The 20,317-nt window shown below is 31.0% G+C and carries 18 protein-coding genes and 2 pseudogenes; 4 read left to right on the top strand and 16 right to left on the bottom strand.

The genetic code is table 11. The annotated features are described in order from the left end of the window. The 3 genes and pseudogenes from Q0C58_RS01395 to Q0C58_RS01385 all read left to right on the top strand — a co-directional run. Nucleotides 1–557 (top strand): annotated as a pseudogene (locus tag Q0C58_RS01395) (aspartate kinase); the annotation flags it as partial. 42 nt (nt 558–599) lie between these two features. Then, complete coding sequence (locus tag Q0C58_RS01390) at nt 600–2,423, top strand: lysophospholipid acyltransferase family protein (protein ID WP_290696580.1); 1,824 nt, start codon at nt 600–602, stop codon at nt 2,421–2,423. 11 nt (nt 2,424–2,434) lie between these two features. After that, nucleotides 2,435–3,454, top strand: a complete 1,020-nt coding sequence (locus Q0C58_RS01385) for a carboxypeptidase-like regulatory domain-containing protein (protein WP_290696578.1) — start codon at nt 2,435–2,437, stop codon at nt 3,452–3,454. 50 nt (nt 3,455–3,504) lie between these two features. Here the strand turns inward: Q0C58_RS01385 and Q0C58_RS01380 are convergent, their stop codons facing one another. From Q0C58_RS01380 to Q0C58_RS01310, 15 genes are all read right to left on the bottom strand, one after another. After that, entirely contained in the window at nt 3,505–4,125 is a 621-nt protein-coding gene (locus Q0C58_RS01380; protein WP_290696576.1) for a protein-tyrosine-phosphatase, read from the bottom strand. 70 nt (nt 4,126–4,195) lie between these two features. Beyond that, entirely contained in the window at nt 4,196–4,684 is a 489-nt protein-coding gene (locus Q0C58_RS01375) for a DUF6428 family protein (protein ID WP_290696574.1), read from the bottom strand. Between the two features lie 8 nt (nt 4,685–4,692). Continuing rightward, on the bottom strand, nt 4,693–5,019 hold the full coding sequence (locus Q0C58_RS01370; RefSeq protein ID WP_290696573.1) for a metalloregulator ArsR/SmtB family transcription factor: 327 nt from the start codon (nt 5,017–5,019) through the stop codon (nt 4,693–4,695). 89 nt (nt 5,020–5,108) lie between these two features. Then, on the bottom strand, nt 5,109–5,564 hold the full coding sequence (locus Q0C58_RS01365) for a YtxH domain-containing protein (protein ID WP_290696571.1): 456 nt from the start codon (nt 5,562–5,564) through the stop codon (nt 5,109–5,111). A gap of 53 nt (nt 5,565–5,617) precedes the next feature. After that, on the bottom strand, nt 5,618–6,004 hold the full coding sequence (locus Q0C58_RS01360) for a VOC family protein (protein WP_290696570.1): 387 nt from the start codon (nt 6,002–6,004) through the stop codon (nt 5,618–5,620). A gap of 62 nt (nt 6,005–6,066) precedes the next feature. Beyond that, nucleotides 6,067–6,519, bottom strand: coding sequence for a DUF1801 domain-containing protein (locus Q0C58_RS01355; protein ID WP_290696569.1), 453 nt, complete (start codon nt 6,517–6,519; stop codon nt 6,067–6,069). 28 nt (nt 6,520–6,547) lie between these two features. Next, complete coding sequence (locus Q0C58_RS01350; protein ID WP_290696568.1) at nt 6,548–7,486, bottom strand: 2-hydroxyacid dehydrogenase; 939 nt, start codon at nt 7,484–7,486, stop codon at nt 6,548–6,550. A 4-nt stretch (nt 7,487–7,490) separates the two neighbouring features. Then, complete coding sequence (locus Q0C58_RS01345) at nt 7,491–7,856, bottom strand: cupin domain-containing protein (protein WP_290696567.1); 366 nt, start codon at nt 7,854–7,856, stop codon at nt 7,491–7,493. Nucleotides 7,857–8,022: 166 nt separating this feature from the next. After that, nucleotides 8,023–9,396, bottom strand: a complete 1,374-nt coding sequence (mgtE, locus tag Q0C58_RS01340) for a magnesium transporter (protein WP_290696565.1) — start codon at nt 9,394–9,396, stop codon at nt 8,023–8,025. 12 nt (nt 9,397–9,408) lie between these two features. Then, on the bottom strand, nt 9,409–10,218 hold the full coding sequence (gene rsmA / locus Q0C58_RS01335) for a 16S rRNA (adenine(1518)-N(6)/adenine(1519)-N(6))-dimethyltransferase RsmA (protein ID WP_290696563.1): 810 nt from the start codon (nt 10,216–10,218) through the stop codon (nt 9,409–9,411). A 108-nt stretch (nt 10,219–10,326) separates the two neighbouring features. Then, nucleotides 10,327–10,650, bottom strand: coding sequence for a DUF4286 family protein (locus tag Q0C58_RS01330; protein ID WP_290696561.1), 324 nt, complete (start codon nt 10,648–10,650; stop codon nt 10,327–10,329). A 109-nt stretch (nt 10,651–10,759) separates the two neighbouring features. Beyond that, nucleotides 10,760–12,535: a tetratricopeptide repeat protein gene (locus Q0C58_RS01325; protein ID WP_290696559.1), complete on the bottom strand. Its 1,776-nt coding sequence runs from the start codon at nt 12,533–12,535 to the stop codon at nt 10,760–10,762. A 340-nt stretch (nt 12,536–12,875) separates the two neighbouring features. Further along, complete coding sequence (gene serS, locus Q0C58_RS01320; RefSeq protein WP_290696557.1) at nt 12,876–14,147, bottom strand: serine--tRNA ligase; 1,272 nt, start codon at nt 14,145–14,147, stop codon at nt 12,876–12,878. Between the two features lie 181 nt (nt 14,148–14,328). Continuing rightward, nucleotides 14,329–15,648: an HTTM domain-containing protein gene (locus Q0C58_RS01315; RefSeq protein WP_290696556.1), complete on the bottom strand. Its 1,320-nt coding sequence runs from the start codon at nt 15,646–15,648 to the stop codon at nt 14,329–14,331. Next, a complete protein-coding gene (locus Q0C58_RS01310) occupies nt 15,641–16,552 on the bottom strand; it encodes a bifunctional riboflavin kinase/FAD synthetase (RefSeq protein ID WP_290696554.1) in 912 nt (303 codons plus the stop codon). The genes Q0C58_RS01315 and Q0C58_RS01310 overlap by 8 nt, the downstream gene beginning before the upstream one ends. 209 nt (nt 16,553–16,761) lie before the next feature. On the opposite strand from Q0C58_RS01310, the gene Q0C58_RS01305 reads away from it, so the two are divergent. Further along, on the top strand, nt 16,762–20,103 hold the full coding sequence (locus Q0C58_RS01305; protein ID WP_290696553.1) for a reprolysin-like metallopeptidase: 3,342 nt from the start codon (nt 16,762–16,764) through the stop codon (nt 20,101–20,103). Nucleotides 20,104–20,154: 51 nt separating this feature from the next. Here the strand turns inward: Q0C58_RS01305 and Q0C58_RS01300 are convergent. Further along, nucleotides 20,155–20,317 (bottom strand): annotated as a pseudogene (locus Q0C58_RS01300) (aminoacyl-tRNA hydrolase); the annotation flags it as partial.

The following is a 20,317-nucleotide window of genomic DNA, read 5'->3' as shown; positions in this document are numbered from 1 at the left end:
ATTTTAATAATACACAATTATTAAACACCATTTCTTATACTGAAGCTATCGAACTTGCTTTTTATGGTGCTTCTGTAATACACCCAAAAACGTTACAACCACTTCAACGTAAAGAAATTCCATTACACGTAAAATCGTTTCTAAATCCAGAAAATGCTGGAACAACTGTAAATAAATCTCAAGGTATAGAACCTAAAGTGCCTTGTTTTATTTTAAAACAAAACCAAGTATTAATATCTTTATCTACTTTAGATTTTTCTTATGTAGTTGAAGAAAATATTAGTGAAATTTTTAATTTATTGTCATTATATAAAATGAAGGTAGATGTTATTCAAAACTCAGCTATTAGTTTTTCGGTATGTTTTGAAAACACTTACAATAATCTAGAAAAACTACTGTTACACCTAAAAGTCAAATTTAAAGTAACATGCCATAATAATGTATCATTATATACAATTAGGCATTACAACGAAGTTTCTATTAAAAATTTAGAACAAGATAAAACAGTGTTATTAAAGCAGTTATTTCAAGAAACTGTTCAAATTATAACTCAATAATCTATTGCTTACATTTGTAACACAAAACCCTAAAAACTAACAATGTCTTTAGTCTCTGCAAAAGAAGTTTCAAAAGCTATAAACCTTGATAAATACGGCGTATTTGGAACGTTTATAGGTTGGGTGTTAATGAAGGTTTTAAAAATTTCTGCACTTAATAGAGTTTACAATAGAAATAAGCATTTAAACGAAGTAGAATTTTTAGATGCTATTTTAAATGAATTTCAAATTAAATTCGAAATTCCCGAAGAAGACCTAAAAAGACTGCCAAAGAATGGTGCTTATATTACAGTTTCTAATCATCCATTAGGAGGAATTGATGGCATCCTATTATTAAAATTAATGCTTGAACAACGAGACGATTTTAAAATAATAGCTAATTTTCTTTTACATCGTATAGAGCCAATGAAGCCTTATATAATGCCAGTCAATCCATTTGAGGATCGTAAAGATGTAAAATCTAGTATTGCAGGTTTTAAAAATGCAATTACCCATTTAAGAAATGGTCATCCGCTTGGTATATTCCCAGCAGGAGAAGTTTCTACTTATAAAGATGGAAAATTAGTGGTCGATAAACCATGGGAAGAAGCAGCTATGAAACTTGCTCAAAAAGCAAATGTGCCTATTGTTCCTATATATTTTCATGCTAAAAACAGTAAGTTGTTTTATAAGTTGTCAAAAATTAGTGCTGTTTTTAGAACTGCAAAATTACCTTCAGAATTGTTAACACAAAAGCGACGTATTATAAAGGTAAGAATAGGACGGCCAATTTCTGTTAAAGACCAAAACGAACACAAAACGTTGGGCAGTTTTTCAGAATTTGTTAGAAAAAAAACCTACATGTTGTCTAATGCTTTCGAACCAAAAGAGAATTTAAGAGATACTATTTCTTCCTCTTTAAAAACACCAAAACCAGCTAAAATACCTAAAAAAATAGTTACTCCAGTAAGTACAAAAGTTTTATTAAAAGAAGTAGATTTTCTTCGTGAAGACGATAATAGACTCCTAAAAAGTAAAAATTACGAAGTATACTTATCGCCTGCAAAAAAAATTCCTAATATTTTAAGAGAGATAGGTCGTTTACGCGAAATCACCTTTAGAGAAGTAGGAGAAGGTACAAATGAGGCTATCGATTTAGATGTGTTTGATGGTTATTATCACCATATGTTTCTTTGGGATTGCGATGCTAATAAATTAGCTGGAGCATACAGAATGGGATTAGGAGCTAAGATTTTTGAAAAATATGGCATTGATGGGTTTTACCTTCAAGATTTATTTAGATTTGAACCAGAACTTCATAAAATGATGAGCCAATCTTTAGAGCTTGGTCGTGCATTTATTATTAAAGAATACCAACAAAAACCAATGCCTTTATTTTTACTTTGGAAAGGTATTGTACACACTACTTTGCGTTTTCCAGAACACAAATATTTAATAGGTGGCGTAAGTATTAGCAACCAGTTTTCAAATTTTTCTAAATCGTTAATGATTGAATTTATGAAGTCTCATTATTACGATCCTTATGTAGCGCAATACGTTCACCCAAAGAAGGAATTTAAAGTAAAGCTTAAAGATGCAGATAAAGATTTTGTTTTTGACGCTACAGAAGCCGATTTAAATAAATTCGATAAAATAATAGACGAAATAGAACCAGGAGCATTGCGTCTTCCTGTACTACTTAAAAAATATATTAAGCAAAACTGTAAACTTATTGGTTTTAACGTAGATCCATTGTTTAATAACGCTGTTGATGGCTTAATGTATATTAAAATTGCAGATTTACCAGAAAGTACTGTGCGTCCAGTCATGGAAGAATTTCAAGCAGAATTGGAAGGTAAATTTACAAAGACTCCTCCTCAAGACTAATTACATCTTGTATGAAAAATACAGCTTTACTTTTCGTAATATTTCTCTCGATTTTAACTACTAATGCTCAAGAACTAAAAGGTATTGTTTTAAATGAAAAAAATAAAGAACCTATAGTTGGAGCTTCAGTTTATTTCGATAATACTTCTATTGGCACTACTACAAATTTTAATGGTGAATTTAGTATAATTTTAAAACAAAGTATTAACTCACCTTTAGTGGTTTCTTTTGTAGGTTTTAAAACGCAAATAAATGAAATTAAAAATTTTAATACATTAAAAATATTCAAGCTTAAAGAAGACGTAAATAGTTTAGCTGAGGTAGTTTTAGTCAGTAAAGACGAATGGTCTCGAGATTTAAAACTTAAAGAATTTAGAAGAGAGTTCTTAGGGCAGTCAGAATTTGCAAAAAAATGCACCATTCTTAATGAAGACGACCTTGTTTTAAATTTTGAACGTGACACCAAACAATTAGTTGCCTCTGCAAAAGCACCAATAATAATTAAAAATGAAGCATTGGACTATATTGTAAAATACGATATTAACAATTTTTATGTCACTTATAATATTGATATAAATGCAGGTTTAAATTTAGAAAAAGTATTTAGAACGGTAGCTTCTGTATCATATTCTGGAACTACATTTTTTGAGAACATAGCGTCTAAAAAACACAAACGAGCCTTAAAAAATAGAGAAAAAGCTTTTGAAGGCTCTACACTTCATTTTATGCGTGCTGTCGTTAATAATAGCCTTAGAAAAGAGAAGTTTAAAATTTTTAAAGGTAGATATCAAGTAAAGCCATCAACATATATTAAAACATTTAAAAATGATAGTTTAAATATTACAGGTGTAGAGCTATCTCAAAAACTAAACATTCTAATTAAAGGTAAGCAGTCTGTTATGCAAAGTGAAGTAAAGCGTTTTTATATAGATGCTTATGGCAACCACTCACCAATAGATAAAGTACTATTTGGTGGTTTTATGGCGAAGCAGAGAATGGGAGATGTTTTGCCTTTAGATTATGGGTTGTAAAACGTACTAAAGAAATCTTGGAAAATAATTTTAAGTTTTAATAAAGTGTTTTATTTTAAACTATAAAAAACATATTTCATTTCTGTTGCTATTTGTAAACTACGCTCTAAATATGTTTCTGTTTGTTGCAGTGTACCATCAGATTTTTTAGGATCTTCATATGTAATAGGAATTCTAATATCGCAACCCAAAACAACAGGACATCCTTTGTCTGCAGAAGAACAAGTTAGTATTGCAGCAAATTCTGATTCAGGATTAAAAATAGCATTATACTTTTTTGAAAACGCAATAATACCAGGCTCATTACTCGCATACTTAATGCTATAAATAGGATTTTCACCTTCAGAAATAGTGTTAATTTTAAAACCTTGATTTGTTAGTGTTTCTGATACTTTAGGAAATAGAGCTGTTGCTTCTGTGCCTCCCGAATAAGCAGTTATATTTTCAATATTATAAAAAGCAGCCATAGTTTGCGCCCAAATTTGCGATAAGTGACTTCGGCGAGAATTATGTGTACAGATAAAGTTCAAGCGCGTAGCATTTTTATCTTTTAATTTTGCTTTTATATAATCAATTAAAGTATGAAGTATTTTTTTTCGGTCTTCGGAAATTGTTGTGATGTCTAATGCATTTATTATACTAGAGACTTCTTCAAATAATATGTTATTCATTTTATATTGAATTTATTTCAGGACTTCTTGATGTATTTCCTGAACATTATTTTATTTCTTTAATTTATTCTTAACAACAACCACTATCTGGCGTACAGCATGATTCAACCTTATCCTTTACTTCATCAACAATACCACATATATCTAAAGCTTTACAAGCCGTTTTCTCAATACCTAATTTAATAATTAGATTCTGATCTTGTATTACAAAATCATTAACAAATAATTGAGCAGTGTGAAACGTTGAATTACTATACTCAAACTTCACTTCAGCATCTAAAGTATAAGGTTTCATTGTGCCTACTTTTTTTAATATCGCCAATGCTTTGTAAGCAGACATATACTTAGTATTTAATATATCTAACGGGCTTTCCCATAGTTGAATTATAGTTTCTTTCCAAGCATCTACTTGGCCACCACAATCTACAGAGTCAACAGTAATATGTTTAACTTCTGTAATATGATAATTTGTACCAGCATATTTTTTTGGAGCATATTCAAATAGTAATGCTTTGTCTTGGTGCTCTGCGATTAGAGATAAAAAATCTTGTGTTGTCATAGTCTTAATTATTTACAGCAATTAACTTGAGTTTTTACAAAGAAATCATTTATTAAACGTCTGCACTCGTTTAGTTTGTTTTGATTAATACTATAAAATAAGTTTTTACCTTTTACAGTTTGTTTTAACAAACCTGTTTTTTTAATTTCTGAAAGATGTTGTGAAATTGTAGGCTGTGCTAAACCTATAGCCTCTACAAGAGCATTACAGTTACAATTTTTGTTTAAACTAATATGTTGAATAATAGATACTCTAGCAGGATGTCCAATCATTTTAGTAAAATTAGCAATTTGATTTTGCTGTGTGTTAAAAATGTGTTTTTTTGTAAATCCCATTATTTATATTTAAAGTGATATTGCAATATTACGATTAATATTTAAATAAAAAAACCTAAACATATTATAGTTTAGGTTCTCTGTATTTTCTATAGTGATTTAAACCAGTTTTGAAAATGCTCTCCTAAAACAGGTGTAAGTTTTTCTTCGCCACTTAATGCACCTATTAAACTTAGTATCCAGAACACAAACATTACAATTGCTATAAGCCATCCAATAATTGGAATCCATCCAGCTGCTATAGCAACTAAAGAGAGGCCTAATGATTGCCTAACATAAAAAGAGCCTATTTGTGTTTTGTTGCCGTTATTCATTACAAAAGCTATAATTAAGCCTATTACAGTAATGTGAGCAATAAGTGCTACATTTTTACCATCGCTAGAGACATTATTGAAAGTTTTTTTAGCATCATCAGTAAAATCATTAATAGATTCCTTCGCATCATCTGCTAGTTCGCTAGCCTTATCGGCAGCTTTTTTTACACCTTCTTTTGCGTCTCCTAACATATCGTCAAGACCGTCTTTTAAGTTTTTTTCGTCAGACATTTTTTATTTTAAGTTTAACGTTAATGCTTTAAAAGTACTAAAAAATGACTTAGCTACAAAAAAACTTTATCTATTGGCTCCCAAAGTTCTAACTTATTTCCATCGTTATCTAAGATCCAACCAAATTTCCCATAGTCGTATTCTTCCATTTCTCCAACAACAGTAACACCTTCCTCTTTTAAAACCTTTAATAATTCTAGTAAATTTTCTACACGATAATTAAACATGAACTCTTTTTTAGAAGGTTCAAAATGTTTAGTATCGTCCTTAAATGGAGACCATTGCGTCGAGCAATCGTTTCCTTGTTTGTCTTTCCACCAAAAAGTAGAGCCATAATCGTCTGTGTTAAAACCCAAGTGTTTATTGTACCACTTTTTAGATGCTTTTGGATCTTTTGTTTTAAAAAACAAACCGCCTATTCCTGTAACTCTTCTTTTCATTTTATCCTGAATTTATTTCAGGAGCTTACAAATTGAATTCCTGAACATTATTAAATTTATTATTATTTAATTGTATTCTCGTAAATTGCTATCCATTCTTCAACAGTCATTTTACCAAGAAGCTCTTCGATTAAAGGATAAGGAATATCCTCTATTTTTTTAAACCGTATACAACTTTTACCCATGTCAAGTTTGTATTTACTATGTTTAGGGTACTCTGCAACAAACCAATTGTGCAACTCTTTTTTTGCATAAAGTCCAGAGTGATACAATGCAATAAAGTTTTTTTGGGATGCTAAGTTTATAAATGGTAAAGGCGGAAACGGCTTGCAGTGGTAACCGTTTGGATATATAGATTTTGGAACGTAGTAAGCCAACATACCATAAGCCATTCCAGCTTCTAAACCTTTTGGCATATGCTTTTTTATAAGATTGTTAAGTTTGGTTATTGCTACTTTGCGTTCTTCAGGAAGTTGTGCTATATAGTCTTCTGGAGTTTCTGCTTTAGATGTCATTTTACTTTACGTTAGTTAAAGTATAAAGTTAGCAAAATTTTGTTTTAATTTTATCTACTATTGTCTGTGCTAATTTTTCCTTGCTTTCAATAGTCCAGCCAGCAACATGAGGTGATAATAAAACGTTTTCCGATTGTATTAAGTATTTGAAAGCTTCTGGCATATTATCATCACTAAAAAGGTTCTCGAACGATGCTTTTTCATATTCTAAAACATCTAATCCTGCACCTAGAATTTTATCGCTTTCTAAAGCTGATACTAAATCTGAAGTTACTACACTTTTACCACGAGCTGTATTAATTAACCAAAACGATTTTTTAAACGAATTGATAAACGTCTGATTTACCATACCAACAGTTGAAGTTGTTTCTGGAGTATGTAAGCTTAATACATCTGCTTTTTCCTGAAGTTCTTGTAATGAAACTTGTGTAGCATTTTTATTTCCAACATTTTCTTTAATATCGTAACATAATACTTCTACATCAAAACCACTTAGTTTTTTAGCAAAGGCTTTACCCATGTTTCCATAACCAATAAGCCCAACGGTTTTACCATCTAATTCTAGTCCACGATTATCTTCGCGAAGCCATTTCCCGACTCTAACTTCTTGGTCTGCTTTATTAAGTTTATTAAAAAGAGAGAGTAGCATAGCTAAACTATGTTCGCCAACTGCATTTCTATTACCTTCTGGTGCTGCTATTAAAGTGATGCCTTTTTTGTAAGCATAATCGCAATCTATATTTTCTAATCCAGCACCAACACGACCAATAAATTTTAAGTTTTTAGCTGAATCTATAAATTCTTTATCAATACTAAAACGACTTCTTATTATAAAGCCATCGTATTGATGTATTATTTTTTGAATAGCTTCTTTTGAATCTGAATAATTCTCGTCATTCTCGAAACCTAATGTCTTTAATTGATCGATAAGTAAGGGATGATTTGTATCTAAATGAAGAATTTTCATGAAACTATATTTGAGGATATTTAGTTTGTGTCATTTCGGCTTTTATTTTTCCTGTATGTGCTGTAGATAACTTTTCGAAGAGTAGTAAATGTACTTCTTCATTATTTTTTGTAGATGGATTGTGTTCTACTCCTTTTGGAACTACAATTATTTCACCTTCTTTTACAATTTCTGTTCTGTCTCTAAATTGCATATGTAAAGTACCTTTTATTACCTGAAATAATTCGTCTTCTTCTTCATGACTATGCCAAACAAATTCACCTTTTATTTTGGCTAAAATAACTTGCATATTATCTACTGTAGCAATACGATGTGGATGCCATTGTTTTGTAAATAACTCGTGTTTTGCTTTTATATTTATTGGTTTCATAACTTAAATGTAATTTCTAGGCTTAAAGTTACGATCTTTTACGTTAAGGATGGAGCAACTGTTGAAGCTCCAAGAAGAGAGAGCCTTTAGACTACGCTCAAGATAAACTTTTTGCGAGAGCCTTACATTAAGTAGCTTAAACGGAGTAGTGGAACGCTCTAAAAATTTAAAAACCTAAAATAGATTTACTAATTAATAGATAAATTACTATACCAAAAATATCGTTACTTGTGGTTATAAATGGACCTGTTGCAATAGCTGGATCAATGCCTCTTTTGTCTAAAAATAGCGGAATAAATGTACCTATTAAGCCTGCGATAATAATAACTACAACGAGCGATACAGATATGGCAAGTGCTAAGTTAAATTCTTGTTTCCAGGCAAAAACGAAGAAAAACAGAAAAATAGAAAGTATAATTCCGTTAAGTGCAGCGAGAAGCATTTCTTTTATTAAACGATTGTTTATACTGCCTTTTACGTCGTCGTTAGCTAGACCTTGCACAATAATGGCGCTTGATTGTACACCAACATTTCCTGCCATGGCAGCGATTAAAGGTGTGAATAAAAATAAGATTACAGCTTCTTCTGGTAATTCTTTCTCGAAAAAGTACATGATAATAAAAGCTCCAACTCCTCCAATTAATCCTAAAAATAACCAAGGTAGTCGTGCTCTTGTTAACTGTAAAATACTATCATCTGCCTCTACATCTTGTGTTATACCTGCTGCAAGTTGGTAATCTTTTTCGGCTTCTTCTTTTATAACATCTACAATATCATCAATAGTAATTCTACCTAATAATACTTTGTTTTCATCGACTACAGGAATGGCTTCCAAATCGTATTTTTGCATAATTTTTGCAACATCTTCAACATCTTCATTAACATCTACATAATCTACTTTTGGGATATAAACTGTAGAAATATGTGCACGAGGAGATGCCATTAATAAGTCTTTTAAAGATAAACGACCAATAAGTTTTTCTTTGTCATCTACCACATAAATAGAATGGACTCTGGTGACTTCTTCGGCTTGTGCTCGCATTTGTTTAACACACTCTGTAACGGTCCAATTTTCGTTTACTCTTACTAATTCTTTGGCCATTAATCCACCAGCAGTGTCCTCGTCATAAGTAAGGAGTTCTTGTATTTCGGCTTTGTGTTCTTGATCTTCAATTTGAGCAATTACAGCTTCTTGTCTGTAATCTGGAAGCTCTGCAATCATGTCTGCTGCATCATCGGTATCAAGCTCTTCTATTTCTTCGGCAATTTCTTTTGTAGATAGTGTGGCTAAGATTTTCTCACGATCATCTTCATCCATTTCCATAAGGATTTCGGATGTTTTATCACTATCTAAAAGCTTTATTATGTAAGTAGATTGATTGGTACTTAAATCTTCAAGAATTTCGGCAATATCTGCGTGATGGTATTCATTTAGCAATTCTAAAATGGCTTCGTCATTTTGAGAATCTACTAATTGTTCTACCTTGTTAATAAGCGCGTCGCTTATTGAGAATTTGATATTTTCGTTTTGTTCTTCCACTAATATCTAGCGTTAATCTATTTGTTTTTCATCATTTTCAATCAAGCCAGTTAAATCTATAAAAGTTTGAACATCTAACTGTTCTGGACGCTTGTCAAAGATAGCATTTGCTTTTAAATTATCGCTTAATTCTAATGTTTTTAAGCTATTACGTAATGTTTTCCTGCGATGCATAAAGGCTTGTTTTACCACTTTAAAAAACAGTTTTTCGTCGCAAGGCAAAGAAAAATCTGCTTTACGAGTGAGTTTTAAAACACCAGATTCTACTTTTGGTGGTGGATTAAAAACCGTAGGAGGAACAGTAAATAAATACTCTGCATTGTAAAAAGCTTGTGTTAAAACAGAAAGAATACCATAAATCTTACTACCGTTTTTAGAGCAAATACGTTTTGCTACTTCTTTTTGAAACATTCCAGAAAATTCTGGTATTTGATGCCTTAATTCTAAAGTTTTAAAAACAATTTGTGTAGAAATATTATATGGGAAATTACCACAAATAGCAAACTGTTCTTCTCCAAAAGCTTCGGATACATCGTACTTTAAAAAATCTTTTTCAATAACTCTTGGTGCAAGATTAAGGTAGTTGTTTTTTAGGTACTCTACACTTTCTCTATCTATTTCAATAACGTAAGTTGTAATTGGTTTTTTAAGTAAATATTTAGTTAAAACTCCCATTCCTGGACCAATTTCTAAGACTTTACTGTAGTCTTCTAAAGCGAGAGCGTCTGCAATTTGTTCTGCTATGGTTTCATCTTCTAAAAAATGCTGACCTAAAAACTTCTTAGCTTTTACTTGGTGTGGATTGTGAAATTTTTTTGCCATGAGTTTAGTTTCGCAACGAATGCATGAGTTTTTTTATGTGAATACGCTTACTCGAATGTTATATAGTTTATTTACGCTACTTTAAAACTAACGTCTTAAAGTGTTTTTTTATTTAAAATCTACAGAATACTCATCTACTATTTCAAGTTCTGTTCTAAAAGCGAGCATTTTATCTGCAAATAGTTTTGCACCATCTGTGCGTAAACGGTCTGCGTCTTCTTTGTAATAAGCATCTAATGTCTCGCGAGAATGTGCTCTGTATTGAACAGAGTAGGTTTGTCCTCCCATATCTTCTTCTACTAAAACCTTGGTAAGTTTAGCTTCCTTAAACTTTCCAGTTGCTAATACTTGAGGAATATGCTCTTTAATCCATTTTAGCCATTGGTCGTGAGCGCTATCGTCTATGTTTACTGTAACGTTGTATATTATCATACTAAAAATTGAAGATTTATTATTAAAAATTCAAGGTTGAATTTTGTTATGGCAAAGGTAAGATTTTAATTAGTAATTAATCGCCAATTGAAGACTACCAAATGGTTACTTAATTAATAGCATCACCTCGAAGCATACGATATTTCTTTCGTGCTTCAACAAAATAAATACTATCTGCATGATTAAAAATAATGCTTTCGTATAGTGTTTTTGCTTTTTCGGGTTGCTGTAACTTATTAGCATAAATCTCGGCTAGCGCATAAATAGCATCGTCAATTAAAATACCTTCTTTAAAATCTTGAATAATGCGTTCGTAATTTACTTTGGCTTTTTCAAATTGCTCTTTTTCTTCAAACAATTGCGCTTGTCTTAAAAGTGTTTGCGCAACAATAGCTTCGGTTTTATGTTCTTTTAAAATGGTATTTAAAAGAGCTATAGATTCTTCTTTTTTGTTCTGAAAAGCTAACAAATCGGCTTTTGCATAAAATTTTAATGCTGTTTGAAGAGAGTCTTCAGCTTTATTATCTCCAATTAATAGTTTTAAATCTAAAGCATCATTAGCTGTTAATTGTGAGGTAGAGGCTTTTAGAATTTTAAGTTGAGATTCTGCCCATTTAAAATCGCCTTTATAATAACTAGTTTTTGCAACCTTAAAACGGGCCTCTTGAGAAATGGTGCTGTTTTTTAAAGCACGTTGTATTTGTGTGTAGTAAATTAAGGCTTCGTTAAATTTTTCTTCTAAAACCAGAATATCTCCTAATTCCATTTTAATTCGTGCCAATTGGTAATTACCAATACCAAGATTTAAGCTGTCTTTTAAAAACACAATGGCTTCGTTAGTTTGTTCAAGATAAAAAGCTAAAAAGTGCCCATAAGCAATTTGTAGATCTATAGTTCTAACTGTTTTTCCATAGGTTTCGAATAAGCTTAAATAATTTTTATTTATAGTTTTGTAGTCTTTTTGTGTTGCTTTTTCGCTTTCTATTTTTAGAAGATTATAATGTGCATTAATTTTAATATCTATGTCTTGGGTATTATCTATTATAAACTGAAATATTTCTTTAGCAACTTCAGGTTGTTTTTGTGTGTAGGCAATATCTGCTAATTCTTCTACACGATCTAAAGTCTCCATTTGCCTTTTGTAAATAGCCTTTTCTTGTGTAAATGCTTTTTTGTAATCTTTTTGTTGAATAAATAGCCAACTCAACATATCGTTCCATTGTAAATTTGGAGCTGTTTGAATTTTTTTTAATAAAATTTTTCTTAAAATAACATTGTTTTCGTTCTCTTTATTCTCGCTTATAAAAGAGCTAAATTCTCTTTTTATAGTGTTTATGAAGGTGTCATTAATTTCAGAAAAGTTAATGTAGCTATTAAACATTTTTTCAATATTACCTTGCTCTCCGTAGATACGAGCTAATTGCATGTTGAAGTTTAATTCTGGTCTAGCTGCCATTGCCTTTTCATATGATTTAATGGCTTGGTCTAAAAGAGAATAATTCTCGAATGCACGACCAACTAAACTACCATAGTTTGGGTTTATATCTATTGAATTTAAAGCTTTCTGGTAATTAATATTAGCGTTTAAAGTATCGTTTTGTAGTTTGTAATTGTAACCTAAGTCTATAATTGCTGGAGGATAATCTACAAGGTTTAAATATTTTAACAGTATATTTTCTGCTTCTTTATATTGCTCTAATTGTTGGTGTGTTTTTACTAATTGGCTTAAATAGTTTCTGTTTTTTATGTTTTTAGAATATAGCTTTTGGTAAGATATTAAAGCCTTCTCAAATTCACCATTTTTAAAATACTCGCGTGCTACAATGTCGTCTTGCGAAAATGTATTGAGGCTAAATAAAAAGCATATAATAAAAAGTAATCTCATAGAATGTATTTGTGTAAATATACAAAAATGCATAAAAAAATGCCTGAACTTAATCAGGCATTAGCCAATCTAAATAAATGTGCTATTAATCATTATATTTAAAATGATTCAATTACTCGACTGGGAGTCTTTATAATGTAAAATCAATTTGTTTATTATTACAGTGGCTTTTTATCTGTTTTACTACATAAAAAACTTTTATAATTTTAAGTTGATAAAAGTGTAACAAATATTTAAAATAAAAAAGTTAAAACTTAAATATTCATTAAATAACGTGTTTATTTATCACTATAACGGTATTTAAAGAGTTTTAATGCTTTTTTTGTAAGAATATAACTTATTAACTTATTAGTGAAAAACTAGTATAAGGCACTAAAGCTTCTGGTATTTCTATTCCATTAATAGTTTGATAGTTTTCTAAAATACCTGCTAAAATTCTAGGTAAAGCTAGAGAGCTTCCATTAAGAGTGTGTGCTAGTTCGTTTTTGCCATTACTATTTTTAAAACGTAGTTTTAAGCGGTTTGCTTGATATGTTTCAAAATTAGAAACACTAGAAACCTCTAACCAACGGTCTTGTGCAGTAGAAAACACTTCAAAATCGTAAGTTATAGCAGCTGGAAAACCAGTATCACCACCACATAATTTTAAAATTCTATATGGTAATTTAAGTTCGCGTAAAATGTCTTTTACATGCGCTATCATACCTTCAAATGCTTTATAAGAATTATCTGGATGCTCAACACGTATAATTTCAACTTTATCAAATTGGTGCAATCTATTTAAGCCACGAACATGCGCTCCATAACTTCCTGCTTCGCGTCTAAAACAAGGTGTGTAACCTGTAATGCCAATTGGTAATTCATTTTCATTCAATAACACATCTCTAAATATATTTGTTCCAGGCACTTCCGCAGTTGGTATTAAATATAAATCGTCTTGAGCGTCATGATACATTTGCCCTTCTTTATCTGGTAATTGTCCTGTGCCATAGCAAGAAGCCTCATTTACTAAATGCGGTAATTGGTATTCTGTATAACCAGCAGCAGTATTTTTATCTAAAAAATAAGCAATTAAAGCACGTTGTAATCTTGCACCTTTTCCTTTGTAAACAGGAAATCCAGCACCAGAAATTTTAGTCCCTAATTCGAAATCTATAATATCGTATTTCTTGGCTAATTCCCAATGTGGTTGTGCGCCATCGTATAATTTTGGTATATCACCTTCACTAAAAATTTCTTCGTTATCTTCTTCAGATTTTCCTGCTGGAACAGATTCGTGAGGCACGTTTGGCAGTTGGTATAATACATTTTGTAGTTTTTCTGCAGTAGCACTTAAATCTTCAGATAAAATTTTAGAATCTTCCTTTAAAGCACTCGTTTTTTCTTTCAACTGGTTTGCTTCAGTTGCTTTTCCAGATTTATACAAGTTCCCTATTTCTTTAGACATTGCATTAGATTCTGCTAAAGTATTGTCTAATTTAGTTTGTAATGCACGACGTTCTTCATCTAACAAAATTACTTGTTCTACTAAATCTTTAGCATCAACATTTCGCTTTGCTAAACCTGCAATTACAGCTTCTTTGTTGTCTCTAATAAATTGTACTTGTAACATAATTTTTATTTTGGGCGTTACCTAAAGGTCAGGCTTTCCGTTATATCTTTTTCTGGGGAGCAGTCTCAAATTTTATTTGAGATCTCACAAAAAAGGATACCACTTCAATCCTTAACGCGAAATCGTAACTATAAATTATTAAGTGGTAAAAGTAGTAAGATTTTGTGTGCAAAAAAACAGTTTAGTTTTCTAATTTTGATGGTAAAATCCAATCATTGTGTGTAAAGTAGTTCCATTGTACGTTTGCAAGATCTACTTTTTGGTTAATTAGCTGTCTATGTGGCTTTCCATTTACACTTACTTTGGCGTTTACAAAAACCTGAATATCTTCACCTTTTTCTTTATATTCTTTCTTTAAATATTGAGCAAATTGCCAAATACCGTCGGGTTTGGAACCTACCAAACGCATTTGCTTTTTAGTAAGATAAGTATTTAAGTTTACAGTAGTTATTGCTTTTGTTTTTATGTTAACTACTTTAAAAGTGGTGTAATTAGTTTTAGAGCGTAACATCATTCGCCAAGAGAGCCTGTGGCCTTCTTCGGTCCATAAAACATTATCCTCAATAAAATGATGTCTAATTGGGAGTATAATCTGGATTATAAAATAAATACTTCCAAGTATTACTAATATAGGTTTGTAATTGGGTACAATTATTTCTGCTTTAGAGTAGAGCTCTTTTCCTTTTAAAAATATATTTCTAATAGTTTCTGGAGTAAAAAAGAATAAAGCAAAAGCTAAAGATAAATATGGAAATACACCAACTTGAAATATAAACGAGTTAAATAAATGAAAGAAAATAGAAGCAAAAAAAGCGTATTTTCTAGTAGGTTTAAATAGTAGTAAAGGAATTATTAAACCATCAAACAAAATACCTCCATAACCAACTAAGTAGGGCATAAAACTGTTTTGTAAAAACGTGCCAACAAAGGGATAATTAATTTTGCTTTGCATAAGTGCAGTTGGTACACTTAGGTCTAACCAATCTGGATACATTTTTGCTTTAGACGCATAAGTGTAAAGAATAAAAAGTTGGATTACAAATATCCATTTGCACCAAGCAGGCATTGATATGCTTTTTATTTTTGGATTCTGTTTAGCGTCTATAGAAGCGTATTTATGTGCAGGTAAAACAACCATTATTCCACTTAGTAAAACTAATAAATAGTAGTGGTTGTTATAAGACGATTTTTGCATAAAATATACAGAACACCACATTATAAAAAACATAAAAGCACTTACTCTATATTTATAACCTAGCATAATAAGTAAGCCAAAACCACCCATAACCACATAATAAAAATACATCCAGTTTCCTGGCAATGGTTGTAGCCACTCGAAACCCAAAAAGGTGAAAGTAAATTTCGGTTCTACAAGTGTTCTTGTTATCCAACCAGTAAAAATAGCACCAACAGACTCGGCAAAACATAAAAAACCAAAAATAATCCTAAAAACTATTAAGCCACTATTATCTATTTGTTTGAAAAGAAATTTATTAAGCATAATTATTTATAAAGTCTAATGCATTTTTTTTGTCTTTTAGTAATTGCTTTTTTAGCATATTAACCGATTCAAATTTCTCCTCTTCACGCAATCTCTCTAGAAGTTCAACAGTTATAAGCTCGCCATATAATAAAGTATCAAAATTAAAAAAATGAACTTCTATGGTTTGTGAGGTGCCATTAACAGTTGGGTTAGTGCCAATATTCATCATGCCATAAACTGTTTCTTTGTTAATAGTAGATTTAATAACATAAACACCTTGTTTTGGTATTAATTTATAGTGTTCGCTAATAGCAATATTTGCAGTTGGAAAATTAATAGTTTTCCCTAAACCTTTACCTGTTTCTACAATACCAGAAATAACAAAAGGGTAACCTAAATAGCTGTTTGCAGTTGTTATGTTTCCATTAAGTAAAGCCGTTCTAATTTTTGTAGAACTTACTGCTACATCATTAATGTCCTGAGAAGTTATTTCTTCAACTTCAAAATTATAATGTTCACCATATGTTTTTAAGTCGTCTATATTCGCACTTCTATTTCTGCCAAAATGATGATCGTAACCTATAATAATATGTTTTGCTTTTAATTGCTTCACCAAAATTGTTTCAACAAACTCTTGAGCTGTTAAGCGAGAAAAATCTTGAGTAAATTTTTTAACTACTAAATTTTTTAGACCAAACTTTTTAAGTATTTGTTCTTTTTCGTTTAAAGTATTAATAAGTTTTATGTCTGCATCTTTTTGCAATACCATTCGTGGATGCGGAAAAAAGGTAAGAATTGTTGGTGTTAATTGTTTTTTATTTCCAACTTCTATAAGACGTTGTATAATTTTTTGATGTCCAACATGGACACCATCAAAGGTGCCAATTGTTAATACAGAATATTGTTTTAGATTAGTTTTCAATGATAAGTTATTATAATACAAAAGTAAAAAAGCCAATTGAATAAAATCAATTGACTTTTAAGTTATTTACAAATTACTTTTTATTTCTTAATAAAAGGTAATGTTAATAAACTAGTATAAGACGTAAATTTATTGTTAAATAATCATGCTAATTCTGTTTTTTAATAGAAATTGGTTAAGTTTAACGACGAATTTATAAAATCAATAAAATGAAATTAAAATCACAATGCTTAACGCTGTTTTTTTTACTGTGCATAGTTAATATGACTTTTGCACAAAATAAGACTTGGACAAAGTCCACTTTTAATGAGAATACAGGTGGTGTTTCATTAAAAAATCTGGATAATCAAAACTCAAGTGTTTTTGATTTGAATATTAATAATTTAAAAAATGAATTAAGCGTCGCGCCTCATAGAAGCGTTTCTCAAGGAAAATCTAATACCATTGTTAGTTTTCCTTCTTTTGATGGTAAAATGCAACAATTTAGAGTTGTAGAAACTCAAATTTTTTCATCAAATGATAATGAAGCACAACATCCTGGTATTAAAACATATTTAGGATCAAGAATAGATAACTCTGGAACAAGAGTAAGATTTAGTGTGACTCCATTAGGATTAAATGCGATGATTTCTGAACCTGGCAAGGAAACAGTATACATACAGCCAGTAACTAAAGTTTCTAATGGGCAATATTTAATTTATAACAGAACAGCTCAGTTAAATGCTCCAGATACATTTGAATGTTTAACAGATGATGTAGATATCTCTAAAAGAATAGTTGGTAGTGAGGTTTCAAGAGATGCAAATGACCAATTATTAAGAACTTTCAGAATGGCTATGTCTGTAACATCTCAGTATACTGCTTTTCAAGATGATGGAAATGCAGGTAACGGAGACGCGCAACAAGATGCTTTAGCAGCAATGGTGTCTACTTTAAACAGAACTAATGAGGTTTTTGAAGTAGATATGGCTATCACTTTTTTATTAGTTGATACAGCAGATGATCCAGCATTAACTTTAATTTATTCTGGAACAGATCCTTATGGAAATAACTTAAATGGTGACTTACAAACTAATTTAACAGCCACAGTTGGTGGGGCAGATTATGACATTGGTCATTTATTGCATTTTGGAGGAAATAACGGTAATGCAGGATGTATAGGTTGTGTATGTTCAGGTGGAAAAGGTAGTGCGTTTTCTGCTCACTCTTTTGTAGATAACGATGGAGGACCTTACATGGCAGATTTTTTTGATATAGATTATGTACCGCATGAAATTGGTCACCAAATGGGTGCTTTACATACTCACGCAGCAGCCGATAATAATAATGTGAATTTTGAACCAGGAAGTGGAACTACAATTATGGGTTATGCTGGTATTACTGGTCCAAACGATATTCAAGATCATACTGATCCGTATTTTCATTATGGAAGTATAAATCAAATTTTAAATAATTTAGATTCAGCACCTAATAATTGCGCTGTGACTACTGCTATTTCTAACAGCGCTCCAGTTTCTAATGCTGGAATAGATTATACAATTCCTCAAGGAACAGCATTTATTTTAAGAGGTTCTGCAACTGATTCTGATGGAAGTGATGCTTTAACATATTGCTGGGAACAAATAGATGATGGATATACTACTAGAAATGATTTTACACCTACGTTGACTAATGGTCCATTATGGAGATCTCGACCTCCAAACACATCTCCTAACAGGTACATGCCAATATTAAGCAGAGTGTTAAATGGAGAATTAACGGAGTCTAATCCTGTTGAAACGGTAGCAAATACCTCTTGGGAAACAGTTTCTACTGTTAGCAGAAATTTAAATTTTGCTTTAGTTGTTAGAGACCGTTCTGAAGTAGGAGGAGTTGGACAAATGCCTCAAACAGATTTTGATACAATGCAGGTAACTGTTGATGGAACTACTGGTCCTTTTGCTGTAACTTCTCAAACTACAAATGTTACTTGGGATGCAGGATCAACAGAAACAGTAACTTGGGATGTTGCTGGAACAAACGGTGGAGCAGTTAATACACCTACCGTAAATATTCTATTATCTATAGATGGTGGCTTAACATTTCCATTAACAATAGCTTCAAATGTTCCTAATGATGGATCACATGATATAACTGTTCCAGTAACAGGAGGTGATACTAATATGGCAAGAGTTATAGTAGAAGGAAATAATAATATTTTTTACGCAGTAAATTCTACAAATTTTACAATTCAAGAATCAGAATTTGTTGTAATTGTTAGTAACCCAGTATTGAATGTTTGTCAATCTGTAGATGCGGTTTATAATTTTACATATAATACGTTTTTAGGGTTTAATGATACAACTAACTTTTCTATAGTAGGATTACCAGCAGGAGCTTCAGCTGTAATTAACCCAATTTCTGCTACAGCAGATGGTACTACTGGTGTAGTAACAATTTCTGGAACTGCTGGAATAGCTGTTGGATCTTATAATTTTACATTACAAGGAACTTCTGGAGCAATATCAAAGTCAGTAGATCTTACATTAGATGTATTTAGTGGAACTTTGAATGCTGTAACTTTACTGTCACCAGCAGATGCTGCTACAGATGTTTCATCAAATGGCGATTTGGTATGGAACGCAGATGCAAATGCGCAAGATTATTTAATTGAAGTTGCTTCTGATAGTGGTTTCGCAACTATTGTTGAATCTGCAACAGTACAAACAGCTTCATATACAACAACAACTTTAGCTACTAACACAGAATATTTTTGGAGAGTAATAGCTTCAAATCAATGCGCGACTGCTAATTCTTCTGCAGTATATAGTTTTACAACCGCTAATATTTCTTGTAATAATACTTTTATAGCTATAGATACTCCAATTATTATTGCTGCAACTGGAGCTAATGCAAATTACACCTCAGTTATTAGTATCACAGAAAATTTACCAATAACTGATGTTAACGTTAAGATAAATATAGACCATGACTGGAACAATGATTTGGATATTTTCTTAATTAGTCCAAATGGAACATCTATTGAACTCTCAACAGATAATGGAGCAGATGGTGATGACAACTACACAAATACTTTCTTTGATCAAGAAGCAACGACTGCTATAACAACAGGATCATCACCTTTTACTGGTTCGTATATTCCAGAAGGTGATTTATCTACGTTAATTGGACAAATGACAGCTGGTGATTGGACACTTTCGGTTGATGATGATTTTGGAGGTGCCGATGGAGGAACTATTACAGAATTTACATTAGAATTTTGTGTACAAGGCACTCTTTCTGTTGATGAATTTAATTCTTCTATTTCTCAGTTTTTAGTGTATCCTAATCCAAATAATGGTTCGTTTAATGTGAAACTTAATAGTTTATCTAATGACGATATTTCAATATCTGTTTTCGATATAAGAGGTAGAACAGTTTTTAATAAACTATATAGTGGTTCACCAACATTTAATGAAGTTATTAACTTAGAAAATATTCAATCTGGAATGTACTTGTTACAAGTTAGTGATGGTATAAATAAACAAACAAAAAAAGTGATTGTAAATTAAAACAATCACTCTTATTTAATATAAAAAAGGAAGCTCTAAGAGCTTCCTTTTTTATTTTCCATTAAAACTATTCATTGTATTACTAATGCCTGCTAAACCAAAAGATTTTATAATTTCTACAGCTTTTTCAAAACGTTCGGGTAGTTGTTTAATTTCTTCATCTTCCCATTCGCCTAATACATAATCTACTTGTCTTCCTTTACTAAACGCATCA

It is taken from the genome of Lacinutrix sp. (genome assembly GCF_023299985.1).
Lineage (GTDB): Bacteria > Bacteroidota > Bacteroidia > Flavobacteriales > Flavobacteriaceae > Lacinutrix.
Note: the sequence above shows the minus strand (reverse complement) of the source record. Positions and strands in the feature narration are given on the sequence as shown.

Excerpts from the sequence above, each read along its gene's own strand:
- Q0C58_RS01390 (WP_290696580.1), top strand. The coding sequence starts at position 600 with ATGTCTTTAGTCTCTGCAAAAGAAGTTTCAAAAGCTATAAACCTTGAT.
- Q0C58_RS01385 (WP_290696578.1), top strand. The coding sequence starts at position 2,435 with ATGAAAAATACAGCTTTACTTTTCGTAATATTTCTCTCGATTTTAACT.
- Q0C58_RS01380 (WP_290696576.1), bottom strand. The coding sequence starts at position 4,125 with ATGAATAACATATTATTTGAAGAAGTCTCTAGTATAATAAATGCATTA.
- Q0C58_RS01375 (WP_290696574.1), bottom strand. The coding sequence starts at position 4,684 with ATGACAACACAAGATTTTTTATCTCTAATCGCAGAGCACCAAGACAAA.
- Q0C58_RS01370 (WP_290696573.1), bottom strand. The coding sequence starts at position 5,019 with ATGGGATTTACAAAAAAACACATTTTTAACACACAGCAAAATCAAATT.
- Q0C58_RS01365 (WP_290696571.1), bottom strand. The coding sequence starts at position 5,564 with ATGTCTGACGAAAAAAACTTAAAAGACGGTCTTGACGATATGTTAGGA.
- Q0C58_RS01360 (WP_290696570.1), bottom strand. The coding sequence starts at position 6,004 with ATGAAAAGAAGAGTTACAGGAATAGGCGGTTTGTTTTTTAAAACAAAA.
- Q0C58_RS01355 (WP_290696569.1), bottom strand. The coding sequence starts at position 6,519 with ATGACATCTAAAGCAGAAACTCCAGAAGACTATATAGCACAACTTCCT.
- Q0C58_RS01350 (WP_290696568.1), bottom strand. The coding sequence starts at position 7,486 with ATGAAAATTCTTCATTTAGATACAAATCATCCCTTACTTATCGATCAA.
- Q0C58_RS01345 (WP_290696567.1), bottom strand. The coding sequence starts at position 7,856 with ATGAAACCAATAAATATAAAAGCAAAACACGAGTTATTTACAAAACAA.
- rsmA (WP_290696563.1), bottom strand. The coding sequence starts at position 10,218 with ATGGCAAAAAAATTTCACAATCCACACCAAGTAAAAGCTAAGAAGTTT.
- Q0C58_RS01330 (WP_290696561.1), bottom strand. The coding sequence starts at position 10,650 with ATGATAATATACAACGTTACAGTAAACATAGACGATAGCGCTCACGAC.
- Q0C58_RS01325 (WP_290696559.1), bottom strand. The coding sequence starts at position 12,535 with ATGAGATTACTTTTTATTATATGCTTTTTATTTAGCCTCAATACATTT.
- serS (WP_290696557.1), bottom strand. The coding sequence starts at position 14,147 with ATGTTACAAGTACAATTTATTAGAGACAACAAAGAAGCTGTAATTGCA.
- Q0C58_RS01315 (WP_290696556.1), bottom strand. The coding sequence starts at position 15,648 with ATGCTTAATAAATTTCTTTTCAAACAAATAGATAATAGTGGCTTAATA.
- Q0C58_RS01305 (WP_290696553.1), top strand. The coding sequence starts at position 16,762 with ATGAAATTAAAATCACAATGCTTAACGCTGTTTTTTTTACTGTGCATA.